Annotated in this window: 20 protein-coding genes; 12 read left to right on the top strand and 8 right to left on the bottom strand. The window is 66.1% G+C overall.

From position 1 onward, the window contains the following. Positions 1–23 precede the first annotated feature (23 nt). On the bottom strand, positions 24–2,117 hold the full coding sequence (gene tkt / locus E3O60_RS13575; protein ID WP_088456240.1) for a transketolase: 2,094 nt from the start codon (positions 2,115–2,117) through the stop codon (positions 24–26). 294 nt (positions 2,118–2,411) lie between these two features. Here tkt and E3O60_RS13570 point away from each other — a divergent pair, with 294 nt between their 5' ends. Further along, complete coding sequence (locus E3O60_RS13570; RefSeq protein WP_088456239.1) at positions 2,412–3,335, top strand: heme o synthase; 924 nt, start codon at positions 2,412–2,414, stop codon at positions 3,333–3,335. A gap of 149 nt (positions 3,336–3,484) precedes the next feature. Here E3O60_RS13570 and E3O60_RS13565 read toward each other — a convergent pair whose 3' ends face one another. Continuing rightward, positions 3,485–4,426 (bottom strand): heme A synthase, encoded by a 942-nt coding sequence (locus E3O60_RS13565; protein ID WP_103459812.1) that lies wholly within the window; start codon positions 4,424–4,426, stop codon positions 3,485–3,487. Positions 4,427–4,711: 285 nt separating this feature from the next. Between E3O60_RS13565 and sufB the strand changes: the two genes are divergently transcribed. From sufB to E3O60_RS13530, 7 genes are all read left to right on the top strand, one after another. After that, positions 4,712–6,130: a Fe-S cluster assembly protein SufB gene (gene sufB, locus E3O60_RS13560; RefSeq protein ID WP_088456237.1), complete on the top strand. Its 1,419-nt coding sequence runs from the start codon at positions 4,712–4,714 to the stop codon at positions 6,128–6,130. After that, positions 6,131–7,357 (top strand): Fe-S cluster assembly protein SufD, encoded by a 1,227-nt coding sequence (gene sufD / locus E3O60_RS13555; protein WP_134480027.1) that lies wholly within the window; start codon positions 6,131–6,133, stop codon positions 7,355–7,357. 2 nt (positions 7,358–7,359) lie between these two features. Further along, positions 7,360–7,686, top strand: a complete 327-nt coding sequence (locus tag E3O60_RS13550; RefSeq protein WP_088456235.1) for a non-heme iron oxygenase ferredoxin subunit — start codon at positions 7,360–7,362, stop codon at positions 7,684–7,686. An 84-nt stretch (positions 7,687–7,770) separates the two neighbouring features. Then, complete coding sequence (sufC, locus tag E3O60_RS13545) at positions 7,771–8,535, top strand: Fe-S cluster assembly ATPase SufC (RefSeq protein ID WP_088456234.1); 765 nt, start codon at positions 7,771–7,773, stop codon at positions 8,533–8,535. 4 nt (positions 8,536–8,539) lie between these two features. After that, positions 8,540–8,869, top strand: coding sequence for a metal-sulfur cluster assembly factor (locus tag E3O60_RS13540; RefSeq protein ID WP_088456233.1), 330 nt, complete (start codon positions 8,540–8,542; stop codon positions 8,867–8,869). A gap of 171 nt (positions 8,870–9,040) precedes the next feature. Next, positions 9,041–9,691, top strand: coding sequence for a TetR/AcrR family transcriptional regulator (locus E3O60_RS13535; RefSeq protein WP_166788996.1), 651 nt, complete (start codon positions 9,041–9,043; stop codon positions 9,689–9,691). Positions 9,692–9,811: 120 nt separating this feature from the next. Then, entirely contained in the window at positions 9,812–11,410 is a 1,599-nt protein-coding gene (locus tag E3O60_RS13530; RefSeq protein ID WP_134498390.1) for an ABC-F family ATP-binding cassette domain-containing protein, read from the top strand. A gap of 70 nt (positions 11,411–11,480) precedes the next feature. Here E3O60_RS13530 and E3O60_RS13525 read toward each other — a convergent pair whose 3' ends face one another. The 3 genes from E3O60_RS13525 to E3O60_RS13515 are packed head-to-tail and all read right to left on the bottom strand — an operon-like array spanning position 11,481 to position 12,915. Next, positions 11,481–12,323: an SURF1 family protein gene (locus tag E3O60_RS13525; RefSeq protein WP_134498388.1), complete on the bottom strand. Its 843-nt coding sequence runs from the start codon at positions 12,321–12,323 to the stop codon at positions 11,481–11,483. Beyond that, on the bottom strand, positions 12,320–12,550 hold the full coding sequence (locus E3O60_RS13520; protein WP_088456229.1) for a hypothetical protein: 231 nt from the start codon (positions 12,548–12,550) through the stop codon (positions 12,320–12,322). The genes E3O60_RS13525 and E3O60_RS13520 overlap by 4 nt, the downstream gene beginning before the upstream one ends. Beyond that, on the bottom strand, positions 12,547–12,915 hold the full coding sequence (locus E3O60_RS13515) for a DUF3099 domain-containing protein (protein ID WP_241983658.1): 369 nt from the start codon (positions 12,913–12,915) through the stop codon (positions 12,547–12,549). The genes E3O60_RS13520 and E3O60_RS13515 overlap by 4 nt, the downstream gene beginning before the upstream one ends. A gap of 177 nt (positions 12,916–13,092) precedes the next feature. Here E3O60_RS13515 and fabG point away from each other — a divergent pair, with 177 nt between their 5' ends. Then, positions 13,093–13,803, top strand: a complete 711-nt coding sequence (gene fabG / locus E3O60_RS13510) for a 3-oxoacyl-ACP reductase FabG (protein WP_088456228.1) — start codon at positions 13,093–13,095, stop codon at positions 13,801–13,803. A 54-nt stretch (positions 13,804–13,857) separates the two neighbouring features. Here fabG and serB read toward each other — a convergent pair whose 3' ends face one another. Together serB and E3O60_RS13500 are read right to left on the bottom strand one after the other, a co-directional pair. Further along, on the bottom strand, positions 13,858–14,505 hold the full coding sequence (serB, locus tag E3O60_RS13505; RefSeq protein WP_103479485.1) for a phosphoserine phosphatase SerB: 648 nt from the start codon (positions 14,503–14,505) through the stop codon (positions 13,858–13,860). Continuing rightward, entirely contained in the window at positions 14,502–15,746 is a 1,245-nt protein-coding gene (locus E3O60_RS13500) for a glucose-1-phosphate adenylyltransferase (protein WP_088456226.1), read from the bottom strand. The genes serB and E3O60_RS13500 overlap by 4 nt, the downstream gene beginning before the upstream one ends. Positions 15,747–15,827: 81 nt before the next feature. Here E3O60_RS13500 and glgA point away from each other — a divergent pair, with 81 nt between their 5' ends. The 3 genes from glgA to E3O60_RS13485 all read left to right on the top strand — a co-directional run bounded on the left by glgA (position 15,828) and on the right by E3O60_RS13485 (position 18,217). Further along, on the top strand, positions 15,828–17,009 hold the full coding sequence (glgA, locus tag E3O60_RS13495) for a glycogen synthase (RefSeq protein ID WP_088456225.1): 1,182 nt from the start codon (positions 15,828–15,830) through the stop codon (positions 17,007–17,009). A 40-nt stretch (positions 17,010–17,049) separates the two neighbouring features. Then, on the top strand, positions 17,050–17,832 hold the full coding sequence (locus E3O60_RS13490) for an ABC transporter ATP-binding protein (RefSeq protein WP_103459806.1): 783 nt from the start codon (positions 17,050–17,052) through the stop codon (positions 17,830–17,832). 133 nt (positions 17,833–17,965) lie between these two features. Further along, a complete protein-coding gene (locus E3O60_RS13485) occupies positions 17,966–18,217 on the top strand; it encodes a type B 50S ribosomal protein L31 (protein WP_066595443.1) in 252 nt (83 codons plus the stop codon). Positions 18,218–18,282: 65 nt separating this feature from the next. Here E3O60_RS13485 and treS read toward each other — a convergent pair whose 3' ends face one another. Next, positions 18,283–19,860: a maltose alpha-D-glucosyltransferase gene (treS, locus tag E3O60_RS13480; protein ID WP_134498386.1), complete on the bottom strand. Its 1,578-nt coding sequence runs from the start codon at positions 19,858–19,860 to the stop codon at positions 18,283–18,285. Between the last annotated feature and the right edge of the window lie 97 nt (positions 19,861–19,957).

Genomic DNA, 19,957 nt, shown 5'->3' with positions numbered 1-19,957 from the left:
TGCTGCGCTAATGGGTGTCGCGCTCAGAGCGCGGCGAGGGATTCTTTGGCGGCGGCGACGACGGCTTCGGTGGTGATGCCGAATTCGCGGAACAGGGTCTTGTAGTCGGCCGAGGCACCGAAGTGCTCGATCGAGACGCTGCGGCCGCGGTCACCGACGTACTTGTGCCAGGTCAACGCGATTCCGGCCTCAACCGAAACCCGGGCGGTGATCGCCTTGGGCAGAACGGATTCGCGGTATTCGGCGGACTGCTCCTCGAACCATTCCAGGCTCGGTACCGACACGACCCGTGCGTTGATGCCGTCAGCCTTCAGCGCTTCGCGGGCAGCGACGGCGAGCTGTACCTCGGAACCGGTGGCGATCAGGATGACATCGGGGGTGCCGTTCGGTGCTTCGGCGAGCACGTAAGCGCCCTTGGCGACGTTCTTGGCCGAGGCGAAGGTGTCGCCGGTTGCGTCACCGTCTCCGCGCTCGAACACCGGGATGTTCTGGCGGGTCAGGACGATGCCGGCCGGGCCGTTGCGACGCTCGAGGATCGTCTTCCAGGCCCAGGACACCTCGTTGGCGTCGCCGGGGCGCACCACGTCGAGTCCGGGGATGGCGCGAAGTGACGCGAGCTGTTCGATCGGCTGGTGGGTGGGGCCGTCCTCGCCGAGGGCGACGGAGTCGTGGGTCCAGACGAAGATCGACGGCGCCTTCATGAGTGCGGCCAGACGCACGGCGGGGCGCATGTAGTCGCTGAAGATCAGGAACGTGCCACCGAACGGGCGGGTGTTTCCGTGCAGCACGATGCCGTTGAGGATCGCGGCCATCGCGTGCTCACGGATGCCGAAGTGCAGGACGCGGCCGTACGGGTTGCCCGTCCACTCACCCGTGGAGTGCTCGCTCGGAATGAACGAGGCGGAGTTGCTGATGGTGGTGTTGTTCGACTCGGCGAGGTCGGCCGAGCCGCCCCACAGCTCGGGGATGACCGGGCCGAGTGCGTTGAGCACCTTGCCGGACGACGCGCGGGTGGAGACCTCGGTGCCGGCCTCGAAGACGGGCAGGGCCGCCTCGACACCGTCGGGCAGGTCGCCGGAGAGGATGCGGTCGAGCAGGATCTTGCGCTCCGGGTTCGCTGCGGCCCACGCGTCGAAGCGCACGGTCCACTCGGCGTGCTGCTCTGCACCACGGTCGAGGGCCTTGCGGGTGTGTGCGATGACCTCGTCGGACACCTCGAAGGTCTTCTCGGGGTCGAAGCCGAGGATTTCCTTCACGCCGGCGAGTTCCTCGGCGCCGAGGGCGGAGCCGTGGATCTTGCCGGTGTTCTGCTTCTTCGGGCTCGGCCAGCCGATGATGGTCTTGAGGATGATCAGCGACGGCTTGTCGGTGACGGCCTTGGCCGCCTCGATGGCGTCGTTGAGAGCGGCGACGTCTTCGACGTATTCGCCGGTCTTCTTCCAGTCCACCGTCTGCACGTGCCAGTGGTAGGCGTCGTAGCGGGCCGCGACATCCTCGGTGAAGGCGATGTTGGTGTCGTCTTCGATCGAGATCTGGTTGGAGTCGTAGATCGCGATGAGGTTGCCGAGCTGCTGGTGACCGGCGAGCGAGGACGCTTCGGCGGTGATGCCCTCCTGCAGGTCGCCGTCGCCGGCGATGACATAGACGAACTGGTCGAACGGGCTGGTGCCGGCCGCGGCCTCGGGGTCGAACAGGCCGCGTTCAAAACGCGAGGCGTAGGCGAAGCCCACAGCGGAGGCGAGCCCCTGGCCGAGCGGACCCGTGGTGATCTCGACGCCGTCGGTGTGGCCGTACTCGGGGTGGCCGGGGGTCTTGGAGCCCCAGGTGCGCAGGGCCTTGAGGTCGTCGAGCTCGAGGCCATAGCCGCCGAGGTACAACTGCACGTACTGGGTGAGTGAGCTGTGGCCGACCGAGAGGACGAACCGGTCGCGGCCGATCCACTCGTTGTCAGCGGGATCGCGACGCATGACCTTCTGGAACAGCAGGTACGCGGCCGGGGCGAGGCTCATGGCGGTACCCGGGTGGCCGTTCCCGACCTTTTCCACGGCGTCGGCCGCGAGGATGCGGGCGGTGTCAACTGCCCTGTTGTCGATGGAATCCCACTGCAATGCTGCCACGTGAACTGACCCTTCTGAATCCGTCAAGGCGGCACGCTCATTTTCCCGCGCCGCTGGAGAGTAATTGCCCGCCGACGTCGTTATCGGCATCGAGGTGCGCAAGAGAGTGCCCGTTTCAGGTGGCTCACGGTTGCATGCACCTTAGATTGGCGAGCCATTCAAGTATACGGACCCCGGCTTGGTGACGTTGTTTCGCGAGCATTGCGGCGATGTCGCACTGAAGACCCGGGCGTGAGAGACGGCAGGATGATCTAGAATTGCGGCAATATGCGAAGCGCACGAGAAGCACCCGAGATGGCCGAGAACCCCCGCGAACACGGGGTGACGGATCGTAACGAACGGATCCGGAACACCATCCGTGCGTACATTTCGTTGACCAAGCCTCGCGTCGTCGAATTATTACTCGTCGTGACGGCCCCGACGATGATCCTGGCAACCGGGGGCATCCCGGACCTGTGGCTGGTGCTCGCCACCCTCATCGGCGGTGCGCTCAGCGCGGGCTCGGCCGGTGCGTTCAACTGTTACCTCGACCGTGACATCGACCGCCTGATGAACCGCACCAAGGGCCGTCCGCTGGTCACCGGCGAACTCACCGACCGGCAGGCCCTGGTGTTCGCCTGGGTGCTCGGCGGCATCTCGATCGCCTGGCTGGCCCTGTTCACCAACTGGGTCGCCGCGGCACTGTCGCTGGGCGCCATCCTGCTGTACGTGGTCTTCTACACGATGATCCTCAAGCGCCGCACCGCGCAGAACATCGTCTGGGGCGGTGTCGCCGGCTGCATGCCCGTGCTGATCGGCTGGGCCGCCGTGACCGGCGACCTGTCCTGGCCGCCGTTCATCCTGTTCATGATCATCTTCCTCTGGACACCGCCGCACTACTGGCCGCTGTCAATGAAGTACCGCGACGACTACCAGGCCGCCGGAGTGCCCATGCTGTCAGTGGTGCGCGGACGCGCGCAGGTTGGCCTGCAGGTCATCCTGTACGCCTGGGCCACCGTGGCGTGTTCGCTGCTGCTGGTGCCCATCGCCGGAATGGGACTGCTCTACACCCTGGTAGCGGTCGGTTCGGGTGCCTGGTTCATCTACGAGACCCACCGCCTCTACAACCTCGCCATCCGCCACGAGCACGTGTCGCCGATGCGGGTGTTCCACGGTTCGATCGCGTACCTCACCCTGGTCTTCGTCGCCGTGGGCGTCGACCCGCTGCTGCCCTTCTAAGCGGGCCCAGCTCCGAGCCGGGCCACGCGCTCTCTTGGGGCACGCCGGCCGCGAAAGCGGGGATGTGGCTGCTTCGAGCACGCCGAGGTGACCGTGTCACCGCTCTCGAGAGGGTCCTGGAGCGCAGGCGAGCGCGTGAGCGGCGCTGGTCAGCGAGCGAGGGACTCCGCGGGAGCCTTCGGCGCCGGGGGAGCGTCCGACACCACGGGCTGCTTGAGGTTCAGCACCACGGCGGTCATCGCCGACGCGAGCACGCAGGCCAGCACCATGTGGATGCCGACGAGGATGGCGGGCAGGCCGAGGTTCGCCTGGATCAGGCCGACGGCGGTCTGGGCGATCTCGACCGCCAGGAGCAGCACGACCCAGCGGCGCACCGGAAGGCGGCGGGTGACGGCCCAGACGACGAGGACGACGGTCAGGGCAACGGTGACGTAAGCGGGCCAGCTGTGCACGTGCTGCAGCAGCTCCGAGTCCAGGCCGTTGCGGGGCGCGTCGGCGTCGCCCGCGTGCGGCCCGGAGCCGGTGGTGAGGATGCCGACGGCAATGGTGACCGCCACGGCGAAGCTGGTGAGGTGCGTCACGATCAGGAATCCGAGCGGGACCACCCGCTCGCGCGGCCCCGGTGTGGTGTACAGCCTGTAGACGAATGCCGTGCAGAGGCCGACCAGGCCGACGGAGATCACGAAGTGCAACCCGACCACGTACGGGTTCAGCTGGGTGAGCACGCTGATTCCGCCGATGACGGCCTGGGCCGGGATGCCCAGACCGGCCAGCAGGGTGAGCCGGAACAGATCCGGGCGGCTGCGTCGCATCCTCAGCACGGCAACGAACGCGGCGATCGCCACGAGGCCGAGCAGAACACCCAGCAGTCGGTTGCCGAACTCGATCACACCGTGAATGCCCATCTCGGGCGTGTTCACGATCGAGTCGGCGGTGCACTTGGGCCAGGTGGGGCAGCCGAGGCCGGAGCTGGTGAGGCGGACGAGCCCACCGGTGCCGACCAGGAAGATCTGCGCGGCGAGGTACACCCAGCCGAGCACCCTCAGGCGACGGTCCACTTGGGTGGGCAACCACTCGATAATCCGGTTCACGGGTTCTGCTCCCTGCTGGTGCGCGCGTATGTGAATACGCCGGGTCGCACTACTAATACGATCACTAGCCTGTAGAATTAGGTGTTTCACGGGCTCCGTGTGCGCGACGTTCACTCGTCCAACGCCGCACGACCGGCCCTGTTCATCTTAGGTACGCAACATAGCCATCCACACAACTCACGCGCGGACCGCCGTGCACGTCCGACCAAACGGTCGGCCGATGCGCTCGGTACGGGAATGACCGGACTGATATCCGGGTTGATGTGGGTAGGAGAAGAGGTAAAGATGTCTGACGTATTGCTGAACCGACCCGAGCTTGACGGGCTGGGGGTTTACGAATTCGGCTGGTCCGATTCCGACGCTGCCGGCGCCTCCGCCCGCCGCGGTATCTCGCCCGAGGTTGTCACCGACATCTCGAACCTCAAGCAGGAACCGGCCTGGATGCTGGAACGCCGGCTGAAGGCCCTGGCCCTCTTCGAGCGCAAGCCCATGCCGACCTGGGGAGCAGACCTCTCCGAGATCGACTTCGACAACATCAAGTACTTCGTGCGGTCGACCGAGAAGCAGGCCCAGACGTGGGAAGACCTGCCCGACGACATCAAGAACACCTACGAGAAGCTCGGCATCCCCGAAGCCGAACGCATGCGCCTGGTCTCCGGCGTCGCCGCCCAGTACGAGTCCGAAGTGGTCTACCACCAGATCAACGAGGAACTCGAAGCCCAGGGCGTCATCTTCATGGACACCGACACCGCGCTCAAGGAACACCCGGAGTTCTTCGAGGAGTACTTCGGCAGTGTCATCCCGTCCGGTGACAACAAGTTCGCCGCGCTGAACACCTCCGTGTGGTCCGGCGGCTCCTTCGTCTACGTGCCGCCCGGCGTGCACGTTGAGATCCCGCTGCAGGCCTACTTCCGGATCAACACCGAGAACATGGGCCAGTTCGAGCGCACGCTGATCATTGCCGACGAGGGCAGCTACGTGCACTACATCGAAGGCTGCACCGCCCCGATCTACAAGTCGGACTCGCTGCACTCCGCCGTGGTGGAGATCATCGTCAAGAAGAACGCCCGCGTTCGCTACACGACGATCCAGAACTGGTCGAACAACGTCTACAACCTGGTCACCAAGCGCGCCACAGCCGCCGAGGGCGCCACCATGGAGTGGATCGACGGCAACATCGGCTCCAAGGTCACCATGAAGTACCCGTCGATCTACCTGATGGGGGAGCACGCCAAGGGCGAGACCCTGTCCGTCGCCTTCGCCGGACCCGGCCAGCACCAGGACGCCGGCGCCAAGATGATCCACATGGCCCCGTACACCCAGTCCTCGATCGTCTCCAAGTCGATCGCCCGCGGCGGCGGCCGCGCCGGATACCGCGGAGAGGTGCGCGTGGATGCCACGGCGCACCACTCCGCCAACACCGTGCGGTGCGATGCCCTGCTGGTCGACACCCAGTCCCGCTCGGACACCTACCCGGCCATCGATATCCGGGTCGACGACGTTCAGCTCGGCCACGAGGCCACGGTCTCGCGAGTCAGCGAAGAACAGCTTTTCTACCTGATGAGCCGCGGCATGCCCGAAGACGAAGCCATGGCCATGATCGTGCGCGGCTTCATCGAACCAATCGCCAGGGAGCTCCCGATGGAGTACGCCCTCGAACTCAACAAGCTCATTGAAATGGGCATGGAAGGATCCGTCGGCTAAATGTCCGCCGCCTCGACTTCAACAGCCCCCACGTCCTCACCTACCTCGTCAGAGGCTCTGCCCACCGCGGAACAGCACGGCATCAAGGAGCACTCGGACGGCCGCTTCGGCTTCGTCCCCGTGCAGACCAGATCCGCCAGGTTCAAGAGCTTCGACGTCGCCGACTTCCCCGCCGTCACCGGCAGGGAAGCGGTCTGGAAACTTTCTCCGGTCGCCAAGTTCACCGACCTGACCGGCGGGGTTCTGGACGGCTCGGCCTATGACATCGACACGGCGTCGCACGCCGACGTCGACGTCTCCTGGGTCGACCGCACGGATTCCCGCATCGGCACCGCCGGCGCGCCGGAAGAACGCGCCGCCGCCAACGCCTGGAGCACCTTCGAGAAGGCCCTGGCCATCACCGTCAGCGGCGAGGAAGCCAAGGAGATCACGCTCACCCGGGCGAACCTCGGCTCCGCGCCCCGTGCCGCGCACACCATCATCGAGGCCCGGCCGTTCAGCCAGGCCGTCGTGATCCTGCAGAACACCGGCGACGCCCGCATTTCCGAGAACGTCGAGATCATCGTGGGCGAATCCGCGAACCTCACGGTCGTCACCGTGCAGGAGTGGAACGCCGACGCCGTACAGCTGGCCAACCACTTCGCCACCATCGGCCGCGACGCCCGCCTCAAGCACGTCGTCGTCTCCCTCGGCGGCGGCATCGTGCGGGTCAACCCGTCGGTCCACCTCGCCGGTCAGGGCAGCGACACCGAGCTGTTCGGCCTCTACTTCGCCGACGCAGGCCAGCACCTCGAGCAGCAGGTGTACGTCAACCACGACGCACCGAACAGCCGCAGCCGGGTCACCTACAAGGGCGCCCTACAGGGCGCCGGCGCCCGAACCGTGTGGATCGGCGACGTGCTGATCGGCCGCACCGCGCCGGGCACCGACAGCTACGAGCAGAACCGCAACCTGGTCCTCACCGAAGGCACCAGGGCGGACTCCATCCCCAACCTGGAGATCGAGACCGGCGACATCCTCGGTGCCGGTCACGCCAGCGCGACGGGTCGCTTCGACGACGAGCAGCTCTTCTACCTGCAGTCCCGGGGCATCGGCGAAATCGAGGCACGACGCCTCGTCGTCCGCGGCTTCCTCAGCGAAATCGTGCAGCACATCGGATCGAAGCCGCTCGAGGAGCGCCTGCAGGGCGCCATCGAAGACGAGCTCCGCGGAACAGAAGGCAACTGAACATGGCGTCCACCAAGATTTGTGCACTCGACGAACTCGAACCCAACGAGGCCATCAAGGTTGAGATCGGCGGCGTGAACATCGCCGTCGTCCGTGACTCCCACGGCGCCGTCTTCGCCATCGGCGACACCTGCACCCACGGCGACATCTCGCTGTCGGAGGGTTTCGTCGAGGGCGACACCCTGGAATGCTGGGCGCACGGCTCGAAGTTCTCCCTGCAGACCGGGCGTCCCCTGACCCTGCCGGCCTACGAGCCCGTTCCCGTCTACAAGGTCGACCTGATCGACGGCGACGTCTTCATCGATCCTCTGGTCACCATCGCCGTTTGATGCGCCCCGCCGAATAGGCACAGCCGCACCCGGCCCCACACACTGAAGCCCGCACCACGCGGACAACGAAAGAGATACTGAAAAATGTCTGTTCTTGAGATCAAAGACCTGCACGTCAGCGTCGAGACCGACCAGGGCACCAAGCAGATCCTGCGCGGCGTCAACCTCACCATCAACGAGGGCGAGATCCACGCGATCATGGGACCGAACGGTTCCGGCAAGTCCACCCTGGCGTACACGATCGCCGGTCACCCGAAGTACCACGTCGACAGCGGGTCGATCCTGCTCGACGGCGCCGAGGTGCTCACCATGACGGTCGACGAACGCGCCCGCGCTGGCCTCTTCCTGGCCATGCAGTACCCCGTCGAGATTCCCGGCGTCACGGTGACCAACTTCCTCCGCACGGCCAAGACCGCCATCGACGGCGAGGCGCCGGCGATCCGCACCTGGATCAAGGATGTCCGCGAGTCGATGGCCAAGCTGCGCATGGACAAGAGCTTCGCCGAGCGCAACGTCAACGAGGGCTTCTCCGGCGGCGAGAAGAAGCGCAACGAGATCCTGCAGCTCGAACTGCTCAAGCCCAAGTTCGCCGTCCTCGACGAGACGGACTCGGGCCTCGACGTCGACGCCCTGAAGATCGTGTCGGAGGGCGTGAACCGCGCCAAGGAGAACACCGGCCTCGGTCTGCTCCTGATCACGCACTACACGCGCATCCTGCGGTACATCAAGCCTGATTTTGTGCACGTGTTCGTTGACGGACGGATCGCCGAGCAGGGTGGCCCGGAGCTTGCCGACCGTTTGGAAGACGAAGGCTACGATCGCTTCCTCGCCGAGACGCCCGTAGGCTAGAGCCATGGTTTCGACACTCACCCCGGCGCGCTTCGACGAGATCGAAGAGGCCCTCAAGGACGTCATGGACCCGGAACTCGGCATCAATGTCGTGGACCTCGGGCTCATCTACGACCTCGGTTGGGACGACGAGAATGATGCGCTCATCATCCACATGACTCTCACCTCGGCCGGTTGCCCGCTCACCGATGTGCTCGAGGAACAGACCGCAGAGGCGCTGGACGGCGTCGTGGAGCAGTTCCGTATCAACTGGGTGTGGATGCCGCCGTGGGGTCCGGAGAAGATCACCGACGACGGCCGCGACATGATGCGAGCCCTGGGCTTCGCGATCTGACCGACCTCAGCACCCGCACTACCTGTCCCGCGCCGGGACGGATGCCACCGCATCCGTAACCCGGCGCGGTTCGTGCGTTAACCAGCGTCGCCGCGCAATCCAGGGGGCTGGCGCCGCGCCGAATCGGTCTTTGGAACATCATGCCAAAGGATGGAGGGGTATTCTATTCTGATGGAAACCCCACGAACACGCAGCCAGATCCGCCGAGACCTTCAGACGGCGGGCACCCGGGGGGATATCGTCACGGCCGCGGCCGACCTGATGCGGGAACACGGCTATGCGGGCACGTCGATCGCTGCCATCGCCGAACGCGGTGGCGTGGCCGTCCAAACCATCTACAACACCATCGGCTCAAAGGTGGATGTGCTTGCCGCGGTTCTCGCCGCGGCCAATACCGCATCAAGAGGCGCCGGACGTTCCGTGGCCGAGCTCGCCGCCGGCATCAGCGGGGCCGCAACACCGGCCGCGGCCGTCGGGGCCCTGGCGGGCTGGATCGCGGCCGACAACGAACGGGCGGCGCCCCTCTACCGGGTGGTGAACGAGGCCGCCGGAACCGACCCTGAAATCCACGAACTCGAAGTCACCATGGCCGCCCGGAGTCTGCACGCCTACGCCGAAGCCGTCGGTGCCCTCCGCGCGCAGTTGGGCCTGCGGTCCGGCCTGAGCGACCACGAGGCGGCGACGTCGATCTGGGCCCTCGGTCACCCTCAGGTGTTTCACACCCTGGTTGTCGGGCTGGGCTGGTCGCGGGAAACCTACACGGCCTGGCTGCGATCCGCGCTGCCCGGAGTGCTGCCGAGCGGGCGGTTGCCGGCCCGGTAAACCCGCCTCGGCAGTATCGGTTCCGCCACTTCGGCTCAGAAACGGCGCGCGAGCAAATATACTGGTGAATTGGCCACGTTCGGCCGTCTCCCACGACTCCCCTCTGAATGGACTATTGCTGTGCTCAGTGTGCAAGATCTCGAAATCCGAGTTGGGGCGCGCGTCCTCATGGAGGACGTGAGCTTCCGGGTGTCCGCCGGCGACAAGATCGGCCTGGTCGGCCGGAACGGCGCAGGCAAGACCACGCTGACGAAGACCCTGGCGGGGGAGACCATGCCGACCAAGGGCAAGATCGAGCGGTCAGGTGAGATCGGGTACCTGCCGCAGGACCCCCGCTCCGGCGACCCGGACATGCTCGCGCGCACCCGCATCCTCGATGCCCGTGGGCTCGGCACCATCTTGCTCGGTCTCACCCAGGCCGGCATCGAGATGGGCTCGACCGACAGCAAGACCAGCGAACGGGCGATGAAGCGCTACGGCACCCTCACGGACGAGTTCAACGCGCTCGGCGGCTACGCGGCCGAGGCCGAAGCGGCGTCGATCGCCAGCAACCTGAACCTGCCCGACCGGATCCTCGACCAGCCACTGCGCACCCTCTCCGGTGGCCAGCGCCGTCGTATCGAACTGGCCCGCATCCTCTTCTCCGCTGCCGAGACCATGATCCTCGACGAGCCCACTAACCACCTGGACGCCGATTCAGTGGTGTGGCTGCGCGAGTTCGTGAAGAACTACCGTGGCGGCTGCATCATCATCAGCCACGACATCGAACTCGTCGGCGACACCGTCAACCGGGTGTTCTACCTCGATGCCAACCGCATGGTCATCGACATCTACAACATGAACTGGAAGAACTACCAGCGCCAGCGCGTCGCCGACGCCGACCGTCGTAAAAAGGAACGCGCCAACGCCGAAAAGAAGGCGTCGACCCTGCAGCTGCAGGCCGCCAAGTTCGGCGCCAAGGCCAGCAAGGCCGCCGCCGCGCACCAGATGGTTGCCCGCGCCGAGAAGCTGCTCTCCGGCCTCGACGCCGTGCGCGCAGTCGACCGGGTCGCCAAGCTGCGCTTCCCCGAGCCTGCCCCGTGCGGTCGTACCCCGCTGATGGCTACCGACCTCTCGAAGAGCTACGGCTCGCTGGAGATCTTCGCGGCCGTCGACCTCGCCATCGACCGTGGTTCCAAAGTTGTCATCCTGGGCCTCAACGGTGCCGGTAAGACGACCCTGCTCCGGATGCTCGCCGGTGTGGACAAGCCCGACACCGGCGAAATCGTGCCAGGTCACGGGCTGCGGATCGGTTACTTCGCCCAGGAACACGAGACCATCGACGTGAAGCGCAGCGTGCTTCAGAACATGATCTCCTCCTCCCCGAACATCACCGAGATGGAAGCCCGGCGGGTGCTCGGTTCGTTCCTGTTCACCGGCGACGACTCGCACAAGCCTGCCGGGGTTCTCTCCGGTGGAGAGAAGACCCGTCTGGCCCTGGCCATGATCGTGGTCTCCGGCGCCAACGTGCTGCTGCTCGACGAACCCACCAACAACCTGGACCCGGCCAGCCGTGAAGAGATCCTGGATGCCCTGGCGCACTTCACCGGCGCTGTGGTGTTGGTCAGCCACGATGAGGGTGCTGTTGAGGCGCTGAACCCCGAGCGGGTGCTCATCATGCCCGACGGCACGGAGGACCACTGGAACAAGGACTACCTGGACCTGATCACGCTGGCCTGATGCAGCACAAGAAAACCCGCCGTCCCTCACGGGGCGGCGGGTTTTTTCGTTTCCCGGCGAGCTGACCAGGCTAAGGGCGCTGATCGATCAGCTCGTCCTCGATCTCGGCATCGCTGCGCGGCCTGGCCGCCTGGCGACGGGCACGCTCAGCGGCCCGGTCCTGCTCCTCCGGGACGTCGGCGTTGACGGTGCGATACTCCTGCCGGGCGGCCCAGCCGAGACCGATGAAGGCCATCAGGGCGAAGACGAACCACTGGAAGGCGTAGGAGAGGTGCGGGCCCTCATCGCGGACCGGGCGAGTGACGGCCGTCGGCCGTTCGGCTGGAGCCGGGTCCTCCGATTTCATCAGGCCGTACGCGCCGGTGTAGGTCTCGGTGCCGAGGCGGTCGGCGATCTCGGTCAGGTTAATCGTGGCGATCTGGTTTCCGCTGGCGCTGCGCCCCGCCAATGACGGCTCGCCCTGCTTGAGGCGGGCGATCACGGTGACCTCACCGGAGGGAGCCTGGGGCACGGCGTCCGGTGCGTTCTGGTTTTCGCCGGTGGGAATCCAGCCGCGGTTGACGATGAAGACATCGCCGTTGGTCAGCAGCAGGGGAGTGAGCACCTCGAATCCCGGGTTGATGTTCAGCGGCCGGTTGCGCACGAGGAGTTCCTCGTCGGTGAGATAGGTTCCGGTCAGTGTGACGGGCAACCACTTCTGGGATTCCTCGAAGGAGTCCAGCATGGGCAGGGCCTCGGTGATGGGCACCCCCTCGGCGTCGAAGTTCGCATCCACCCGGCTGATCTCGGCCTGCGCCTCCGCACGGCGGGCGAGCTGCCAGGTGCCCAGTCCCGAACACACGACGGCGAACACGATCGTGAGCGCGAGGTAGCCGGCCCATTGCCTGGAGAGCAGGAATCGCCAGCCGTTCACGCCGGTTCCGCTTCATCGAGAGTGAGAGCACTCACCCGGAGCGGGAAATCGCGGGTCAAGAGAAAGTCGCGCAGGAACTCGAGGTGCTCGTCGCAGGCCAGCCAGGTCTTGACCCGGTCCTCCGCGTGGATGCGGGGATTGCGCCAGTCCAGGCGCCAGAGCGCGGTGTCCCGGCAGCCGGCGCGGGAACAACTGGTCGTTTCCGGTGCTGCGCCGAATCCAATCACCGGGGGTCCTTGCTGTCGTGTGGAGCGCTGTCGTCTGCGCTGCTGTCGTCTGCGCTGCTGTCGTCTGTGCTGCTGTCATCCGGACCAGTCGCGCCGGGGCGGGGGAGCACGGCCACCGCGCCGGGACGCAGCACGGTCTGGGACCGTTGGTCGCCATGCACGTTCGCGGCGATGACCGCGAAGTACGGCAGCAGGATGGCCCCGAGCGCGCAGACCACCAACCACCAGCCCTGCACGAAGAGCATCATCACGATACACACCATGCGGATACCCATGGTCACGGTGTACCGGATCATGCGGCGTCGCCGCTCCTCCTCCGGCGACAGAGGGAGCGTCGTAATCGACTGCTGCTGCTGCTTCATCATGCCCATCGCTCAACTGACGGTGACGATCTCAACCGTCCGGGGTCCCATTACGCCTGTCTGCGCGCTGATTCAAGACTACGTCCACTGTCCGTTCCCCGGGTCCGATCACGGGACGCTCTAAGCTAAATGAATCTGTGCCCGCCGATCGGCGGGCGTTCCCACTGAAAGGACCGCGCCATGGCGACCGCACGAACAGTTCTGGTAACGGGAGGCAACCGCGGCATCGGCTACGCCATCGCCGAGGAATTCCTCGCCAAGGGCCACAGGGTCGCCATCACCGCCCGCTCGGGCGAAGGCCCGGCCGGAAGCCTCACCGTGCGTGCAGACGTCACCGACTACGCCTCCATCGACGCCGCCTTCACCGAAATCGAGGCCGCCTACGGCCCCGTGGAGGTCGTCGTGGCCAACGCCGGAATCACCAAGGACACCCTGCTGATGCGTATGTCGGAGGAGGACTTCACCTCGGTCATCGACACCAACCTCAGCGGAGCGTTCCGGGTGGTGAAGCGGGCCTCGAAGGGCATGCTCAAGGCGAGGTTCGGCCGGATCGTGCTGATTTCCAGCGTCGTGGGCCTCTACGGTTCCGCCGGACAGGTCAACTACTCGTCGTCCAAGAGCGGCCTGGTCGGCCTGGCCCGGTCCGTCACCCGCGAACTCGGTGCCCGCGGCATCACCGCGAACGTCGTCGCCCCCGGTTTCATCGAGACCGATATGACGGCCGCACTGCCCGAGGCACAGCAGGCCGAGTACAAGCGCAACATCCCGGCCGGCAGGTTCGCGTCCCCGAGCGAGGTCGCCCGGGTGGTCAGTTGGATCGCCGGCGACGACGCGGCGTACATCTCCGGCGCCGTGATCCCCGTCGACGGTGGACTGGGCATGGGCCACTAGGCCGTAGCCGCGGACCACAGACGACTGGACCGACCCGGGCAACCCCGGGTCGGGTCAGCCGCGCAGACCCAGCAGCGGCAGTATCTGGCTGAGGTCGGCGGTGTCGATGACCAGGTCAGCCGAGCGGCGGACCACGGGTTTGGCGTTGAAAGCGACTCCCAGGCCGGCCACCCGCATCATGGTGAGATCGTTGGCACCGTCCCCGACGGCGACGGTCCCGCACAGGTCGATGCCGTCCAGGGCCGCCCATTCGGTGAGCGCGTGCGCCTTGGCCGTGGCATCGATGATCGGACCGATCAGACCGCCGGTCAACCGGCCGTCCCGCACCTCGAGACGGTTGGCCCGCCAGTGGTCGAGGCCCAGGGTCTCGGCCAGCGGGTCCAGCAGTTCGTGGAAGCCGCCCGAGACGACCCCGACCCGGCTACCGCCGGCGTGTAAACCGTCGATGAGCGCGTGCACCCCGGTGGTGGGGCGGATGAGTGCGCCCACCTCGGCGAAGACATCGGTCGACAGGCCGGCCAGGGTGGCCACCCGCTGCCGCAGGCTCGCCGCGAAATCAAGCTCGCCGCGCATGGCGCGGTCGGTCACCTCGGCCACCAGGGCGAGGGAACCGGCCGCGTCGGCGAGAAGCTCGATGACTTCGTTCTCGATGAGGGTCGAATCGGCATCAAGGACGACCAGGAATCGGGCTGCAGGGATCACGGGTGGACGTGCACGCCCTTGCCGACCACGGTGATCCCGGATTCGGTGACGCTGAAGCCCCGCGCGAGGTCACGGTCCCGGTCGACGCCGATGGCGGCGCCCTCCGCAACGATGACGTCCTTGTCGAGGATGGCGCGGTGCACGACGGCGCCCGGACGAATCTGCACCCTGTCGAACACGATCGAGTCCACCACGTGGGCGCCGGAGTCGATGACGGCCCACGGGCCGACGACGCTGCGTTCCAGGTGCGCGCCGGAGATGACGCAGCCCAGCGACACTATGGAGTCGATAGCGGTACCGAGGGAGCCCTTGCTGTCGCGCACGAACTTGGCCGGCGGAGAGTTCAGCTGCTGGCTGAAGATCGGCCAGCTCTGGTTGTACAGGTTGAACACCGGCAGGGCGGAGATCAGGTCCTGGTGGGCCTCGAAGAACGAGTCGATGGTGCCCACGTCGCGCCAGTAATAGCGGTCGCGGTCGGTCGACCCCGGCACGTCGTTGCGCTGCAGGTCGTATACACCGGCCTCACCACGTGAGACGAAGTCGGGAACGATGTCGCCACCCATGTCATGGCTGGAATCGGTGCGTTCGCCGTCGCGGCGCACGGCCTCGATCAGGGCATCGGCGTTGAAGACGTAGTTGCCCATCGAGGCGAAGACCTCGTGCGGCGCGTCGGCGAGCCCGACGGCGTCCTTGGGCTTCTCCAGGAAGTCCTTGATCCGGTCCGGGGTGGCGGCATCCACTTCGATGACGCCGAACTGGTCGGCCAGGCCGATCGGCTGGCGGATGGCGGCGACGGTCGCCTGCGCACCGGACGCGATGTGCGCCTCGATCATCTGTGAGAAGTCCATCCGGTAGACGTGGTCGGCACCGACCACGACGACGATGTCGGGCTTCTCATCGTGGATGAGGTTCAGGCTCTGCAGGATGGCGTCGGCCGAGCCGCTGAACCAGCGCTTACCGAGCCGCTGCTGGGCCGGGACCGAGGCGATGTAGGAGTTGAACAGGCCCCCGGACACGTGCCACGTCTGCGAGACGTGGCGGTCGAGGCTGTGCGACTTGTACTGGGTGAGCACGACGATCTGGGTGACACCGGAGTTGATCAGGTTCGACAGCGCGAAGTCGATCAGACGGTAATGCCCTCCAAACGGTACAGCTGGCTTAGCGCGGTCTTCGGTCAACGGCATCAGCCGTTTCCCCTCGCCGCCTGCGAGAACGATTCCAAAGATCTTCTTGGCCTTCATACCTTCACAGTAGGGCCATACGGGGGGAACGACCAGCGTGTGGGGGTGTGTCCGTCGTTCAGCCTGCGCTAGTTTTACTGCATGCGCGTCGATCTGCTTACCAAGGAATACCCGCCCGAGATCTACGGAGGAGCCGGCGTCCACGTCGCCGAGCTGGTCAAGGCCCTCCGTACCGACATCGATGTCACCGTGCGGTGTTTCGGTGCCCAGCGGGCCGAAGCCGACACCGTCGCCTACGGCGTCCCGGCCGAACTCGCCGACGCCAATGCCACGCTGACCACGCTCGGCGTGGACCTGCAGATGGCCCAGGACGTGCAGGGCGCCGATGTGGTGCACTCGCACACCTGGTACGCCAACGGTGCCGGCCACATCGCCAAGCTGCTGCACGGCGTGCCCCACGTCGTCACGGCGCACAGCCTCGAACCGCTGCGCCCGTGGAAGGCCGAGCAGCTCGGCGGCGGCTACCGCGTGTCGAGCTGGATCGAGAAGACCGCCTTCGAGGCGGCGGATGCCGTCATCGCTGTCAGCGGCGGAATGCGCGCCGACATCCTCCGCAGCTACCCGGCGCTGGATGAGTCGCGGGTGCACGTTGTCTACAACGGCATCGACCTCGACCGGTGGAAGCCGACCACCGACGATGACGTCGTTCGCGCCCTGGGGATCGATCCCGACCGGCCTTCCGTCGTGTTCGTCGGCCGGATCACCCGCCAGAAGGGTCTGCCGTACCTGTTGCGTGCGGCCGCCCTGCTGCCGCCGGAGGTGCAGCTCGTGCTGTGTGCCGGCGCCCCCGACACCCCCGGCATCCTCGCCGAGGTGACCGAGCTGGTCGAGGCTCTGCAACGCGAACGTTCCGGTGTGGTGTGGATCGACAGGCTGCTTCCGCAGCACGAACTGTCGGCCGTGCTCACCGCCGGAACCGTTTTCGTCTGCCCGTCGGTGTACGAGCCGCTGGGCATCGTCAACCTTGAAGCCATGGCCTGCGGTCTGCCCGTCGTCGGCACCGCAACCGGCGGCATCCCCGAGGTCGTGGCGGATGGCGTGACGGGACGTCTGGTACCGATCAACCAGCTCACCGACGGCACCGGCACCCCGACCGACCCTGACATCTTCGTGTCCGATCTGGCCCGGACCCTCACCGAGGTGTTGGCCGACCCCGCCCTGGCGGCGCAGATGGGCCGCGCCGGCCGAGTGCGTGCTGAGGAAATGTTCAGTTGGGGTCAGATCGCCGCGAGCACTCGGGAGATTTACGCCGCGCTGCTCTAGCGTGACCGGGGGCCCGGGCGGCGCCCGATAACATGGCTGTATGGTCAACGTTCTTCACTTCACCGGAGTTTCCGTCGTCCGGGGTGGCACAACCATCCTGGACTCAGTGGATTGGAGCGTCGACGGCGATCAGCGCTGGGTGATCCTGGGCCCCAACGGTGCCGGTAAGACCACCACGCTGCAGATCGCGGCCGCGCTCATCCATCCCTCCCAGGGAACGGCCGAGGTCCTCGAAGAGCCGCTCGGCGGTAGCGACCTGTTCGAACTGCGTCCGCGGATCGGCTTCGCGTCCACCGCCATGGCCCGCCGGGTGCCCGCCGGTGAGACCGTTCTGAACGTGGTGATGACCGCCGCATACTCGGTCACCGGCCGCTGGAACGAGGAATACGAGGAGATCGACGAGCGTCGCGCCCAGCGCGTCCTCGGCGAATGGAAGCTGGATCACCTCGCCGACCGTAAGTTCGGCACCCTCAGCGACGGCGAGCAGAAGCGGGTGCAGATCGCCAGGTCCATCATGACCGACCCGGAGATCCTGCTTCTGGACGAACCGGCCGCCAGCCTCGACCTCGGTGCCAGGGAAGAACTGCTGCGCCTGCTCAGCGGATACGCGAGCGAGCCCAACTCCCCGGCCATCATCATGGTCACCCACCACGTGGAGGAAATCCCGCGTGGATTCACCCACGTGCTGCTGCTCGCCGGCGGCAAGGTCGTCAGCGCGGGCCCCCTGGCCGAGGCGCTGACCTCCGACACTCTCACCGAGGCATTCGGTCTCCCGATCGAACTCACCGAGACCGACGGACGCTACGCGGCACGCGCAATCTGAGCTTTCCAGCGTCTGGCCACTCCCGGCCTCAAGATTCTGCTAAACTCGGTAGCTGGTCCTCGTGACCGATACACTTTTCTGCCGCAACCGGCGAGCCAGATCCCACCCATCGAAACGCAACAAGGAAGTCTCCATGAAGTCTGACATTCACCCCACATACGCTCCCGTGGTCTTCCGCGACCTCGCGTCGGGTGCGACGTTCCTTACCCGTTCGACGGTCTCCAGCTCGAAGACCATCGAGTGGGAAGACGGCACCACGTACCCGGTCATCGACGTGGAAATCTCCTCCGAGTCGCACCCGTTCTACACGGGCAAGCAGCGCATCATGGACTCCGCCGGACGCGTGGAGAAGTTCAACTCGCGCTACAAGGGCTTCGGCAAGTAACCACGCCGCATTACGCCTGAAGGGCGACCTGCTGAGGCAGGTCGCCCTTTTTTTGCGCCCTCCGGTCAGCCGCAGTGCAACCAGTAAAAGCTCTGCGCACCCAGGGTGAGGGTGAGCCCGCCCTCCTCGTCGAAGGAGGGGAACACGGCCCCGCCGAAGATGTCGTAGAGCCTGGTGAAGGCCAGGATGGACTCGTGATCGGTGGACAGCACGGTGAGCGACCCCAACCCGAACGCTGGATGGTTGGTGCGTACGTGGATGACGTTGCGGATCCAGTGCAGCAGCGAACCGGACTGCGCGAGGTGGGATTCGACGTTGGTCTGGCCGAAGTTGTAGACCAGTGACTGCACAACCGGCAGGTACAACTTGCCGGGGTCCGCCGCCGAGAACCCGCCGTTGCGGTCCGGTGTCCACTGCATCGGCGTGCGGGAGCTGTCCCGGTCGGGCAGCCAGATGTTGTCGCCCATCCCGATCTCATCGCCGTAGTACAAAAACGGGCTCCCCGGCAGGGAGAACAGCAGGGCGTGGGCCAGTTCGAGTTCCGAGCGGCTGTTGTCCAGCAGCGGTGCCAGGCGGCGGCGGATACCGATATTGGCGCGCATGCGTGGGTCGTAGGCGTACCAGCCGTACATCGCCTGCCGGTACTGCTCGCTGACCATCTCCAGGGTGAGTTCGTCGTGGTTGCGCAGGAATACCGCCCAGCCGGCGCCCTCGGGGATGTCGGTCGTTTCGGAGAGCACCCGCACGAGCTCATCGGCGCGCTGGGAGCGCAGCGAATAGAAGATCCTGGGCATCACCGGGAAGTCGAAGGCCATGTGGCACTCCGGCTCATCCTCGGTACCGAAGAAGGCGGCCACCTCCCGCGGCCACTGGTTGGCTTCGGCGATCATGATGCGCCCCGGATAGTCCCGGTCCACAATGGCCCGCAGCCGTCTGATGAACTCGTGCGTCAGCGGCTCGCCCTCGCCGTTACCCTCGTCCGACTCGTACAGATAGGGGATCGCGTCCAACCTGAACCCGTCAACGCCCAGGTCCAGCCAGTACCGGACCACGCCGAGGATTGCGTCGTGCACGGCCGGGTTGTCGTAGTTCAGGTCGGGCTGGTGGGAGAAGAACCTGTGGAAGTAGAACTGGCGCCGGACGGAGTCGAAAGCCCAGTTCGAGTCCTCGGTGTCCGTGAAGATGATCCGGATGTCCGGGTACTTGCCGTCGTCGTCGCTCCACACATAGAAGTCACCGAACTCTCCGTCGGGCTGCTGCCTGGATTGTTGGAACCACGGGTGCTGGTCGGAGGTGTGGTTGAGCGGCAGGTCGATGACGATGCGCATGTTGCGCTCGTGCGCCTTCGTGACGAGTTCCTTGAACTCGTCGAGGGTGCCGAACTCAGGCAGGATCGTGCGGTAGTCGGCCACGTCGTAGCCGCCGTCGCGCAGCGGGGACGTGAAGAACGGTGGGATCCACAGCGCGTCGATACCCAGCCACTGCAGGTAGTCCAGCTTCGATATCAGCCCGGACAGGTCCCCGGTGCCATCCGCGTTGCTGTCGAGGAATGACCGGACCATCACCTCATAGAACACCGCGCGACGGTACCACCTTGGATCGAGGGTCAACCCGGGCAGCTGGATGGGTGCGGTGAAGCTCACGGCGTTCCTTCCGTCCCTGACGCGGCCGTGGCCGGGGGCGGCCACCACCCGACGCGGATGTGGATGGTGCAGATACGACCGATTCTAGGTCGATCGG

It is taken from the genome of Cryobacterium sp. TMB1-7 (assembly GCF_004402435.1).
Classification (GTDB): Bacteria; Actinomycetota; Actinomycetes; order Actinomycetales; family Microbacteriaceae; genus Cryobacterium; species Cryobacterium zongtaii.
This window is presented reverse-complemented; position numbering and strand designations above follow the sequence as displayed.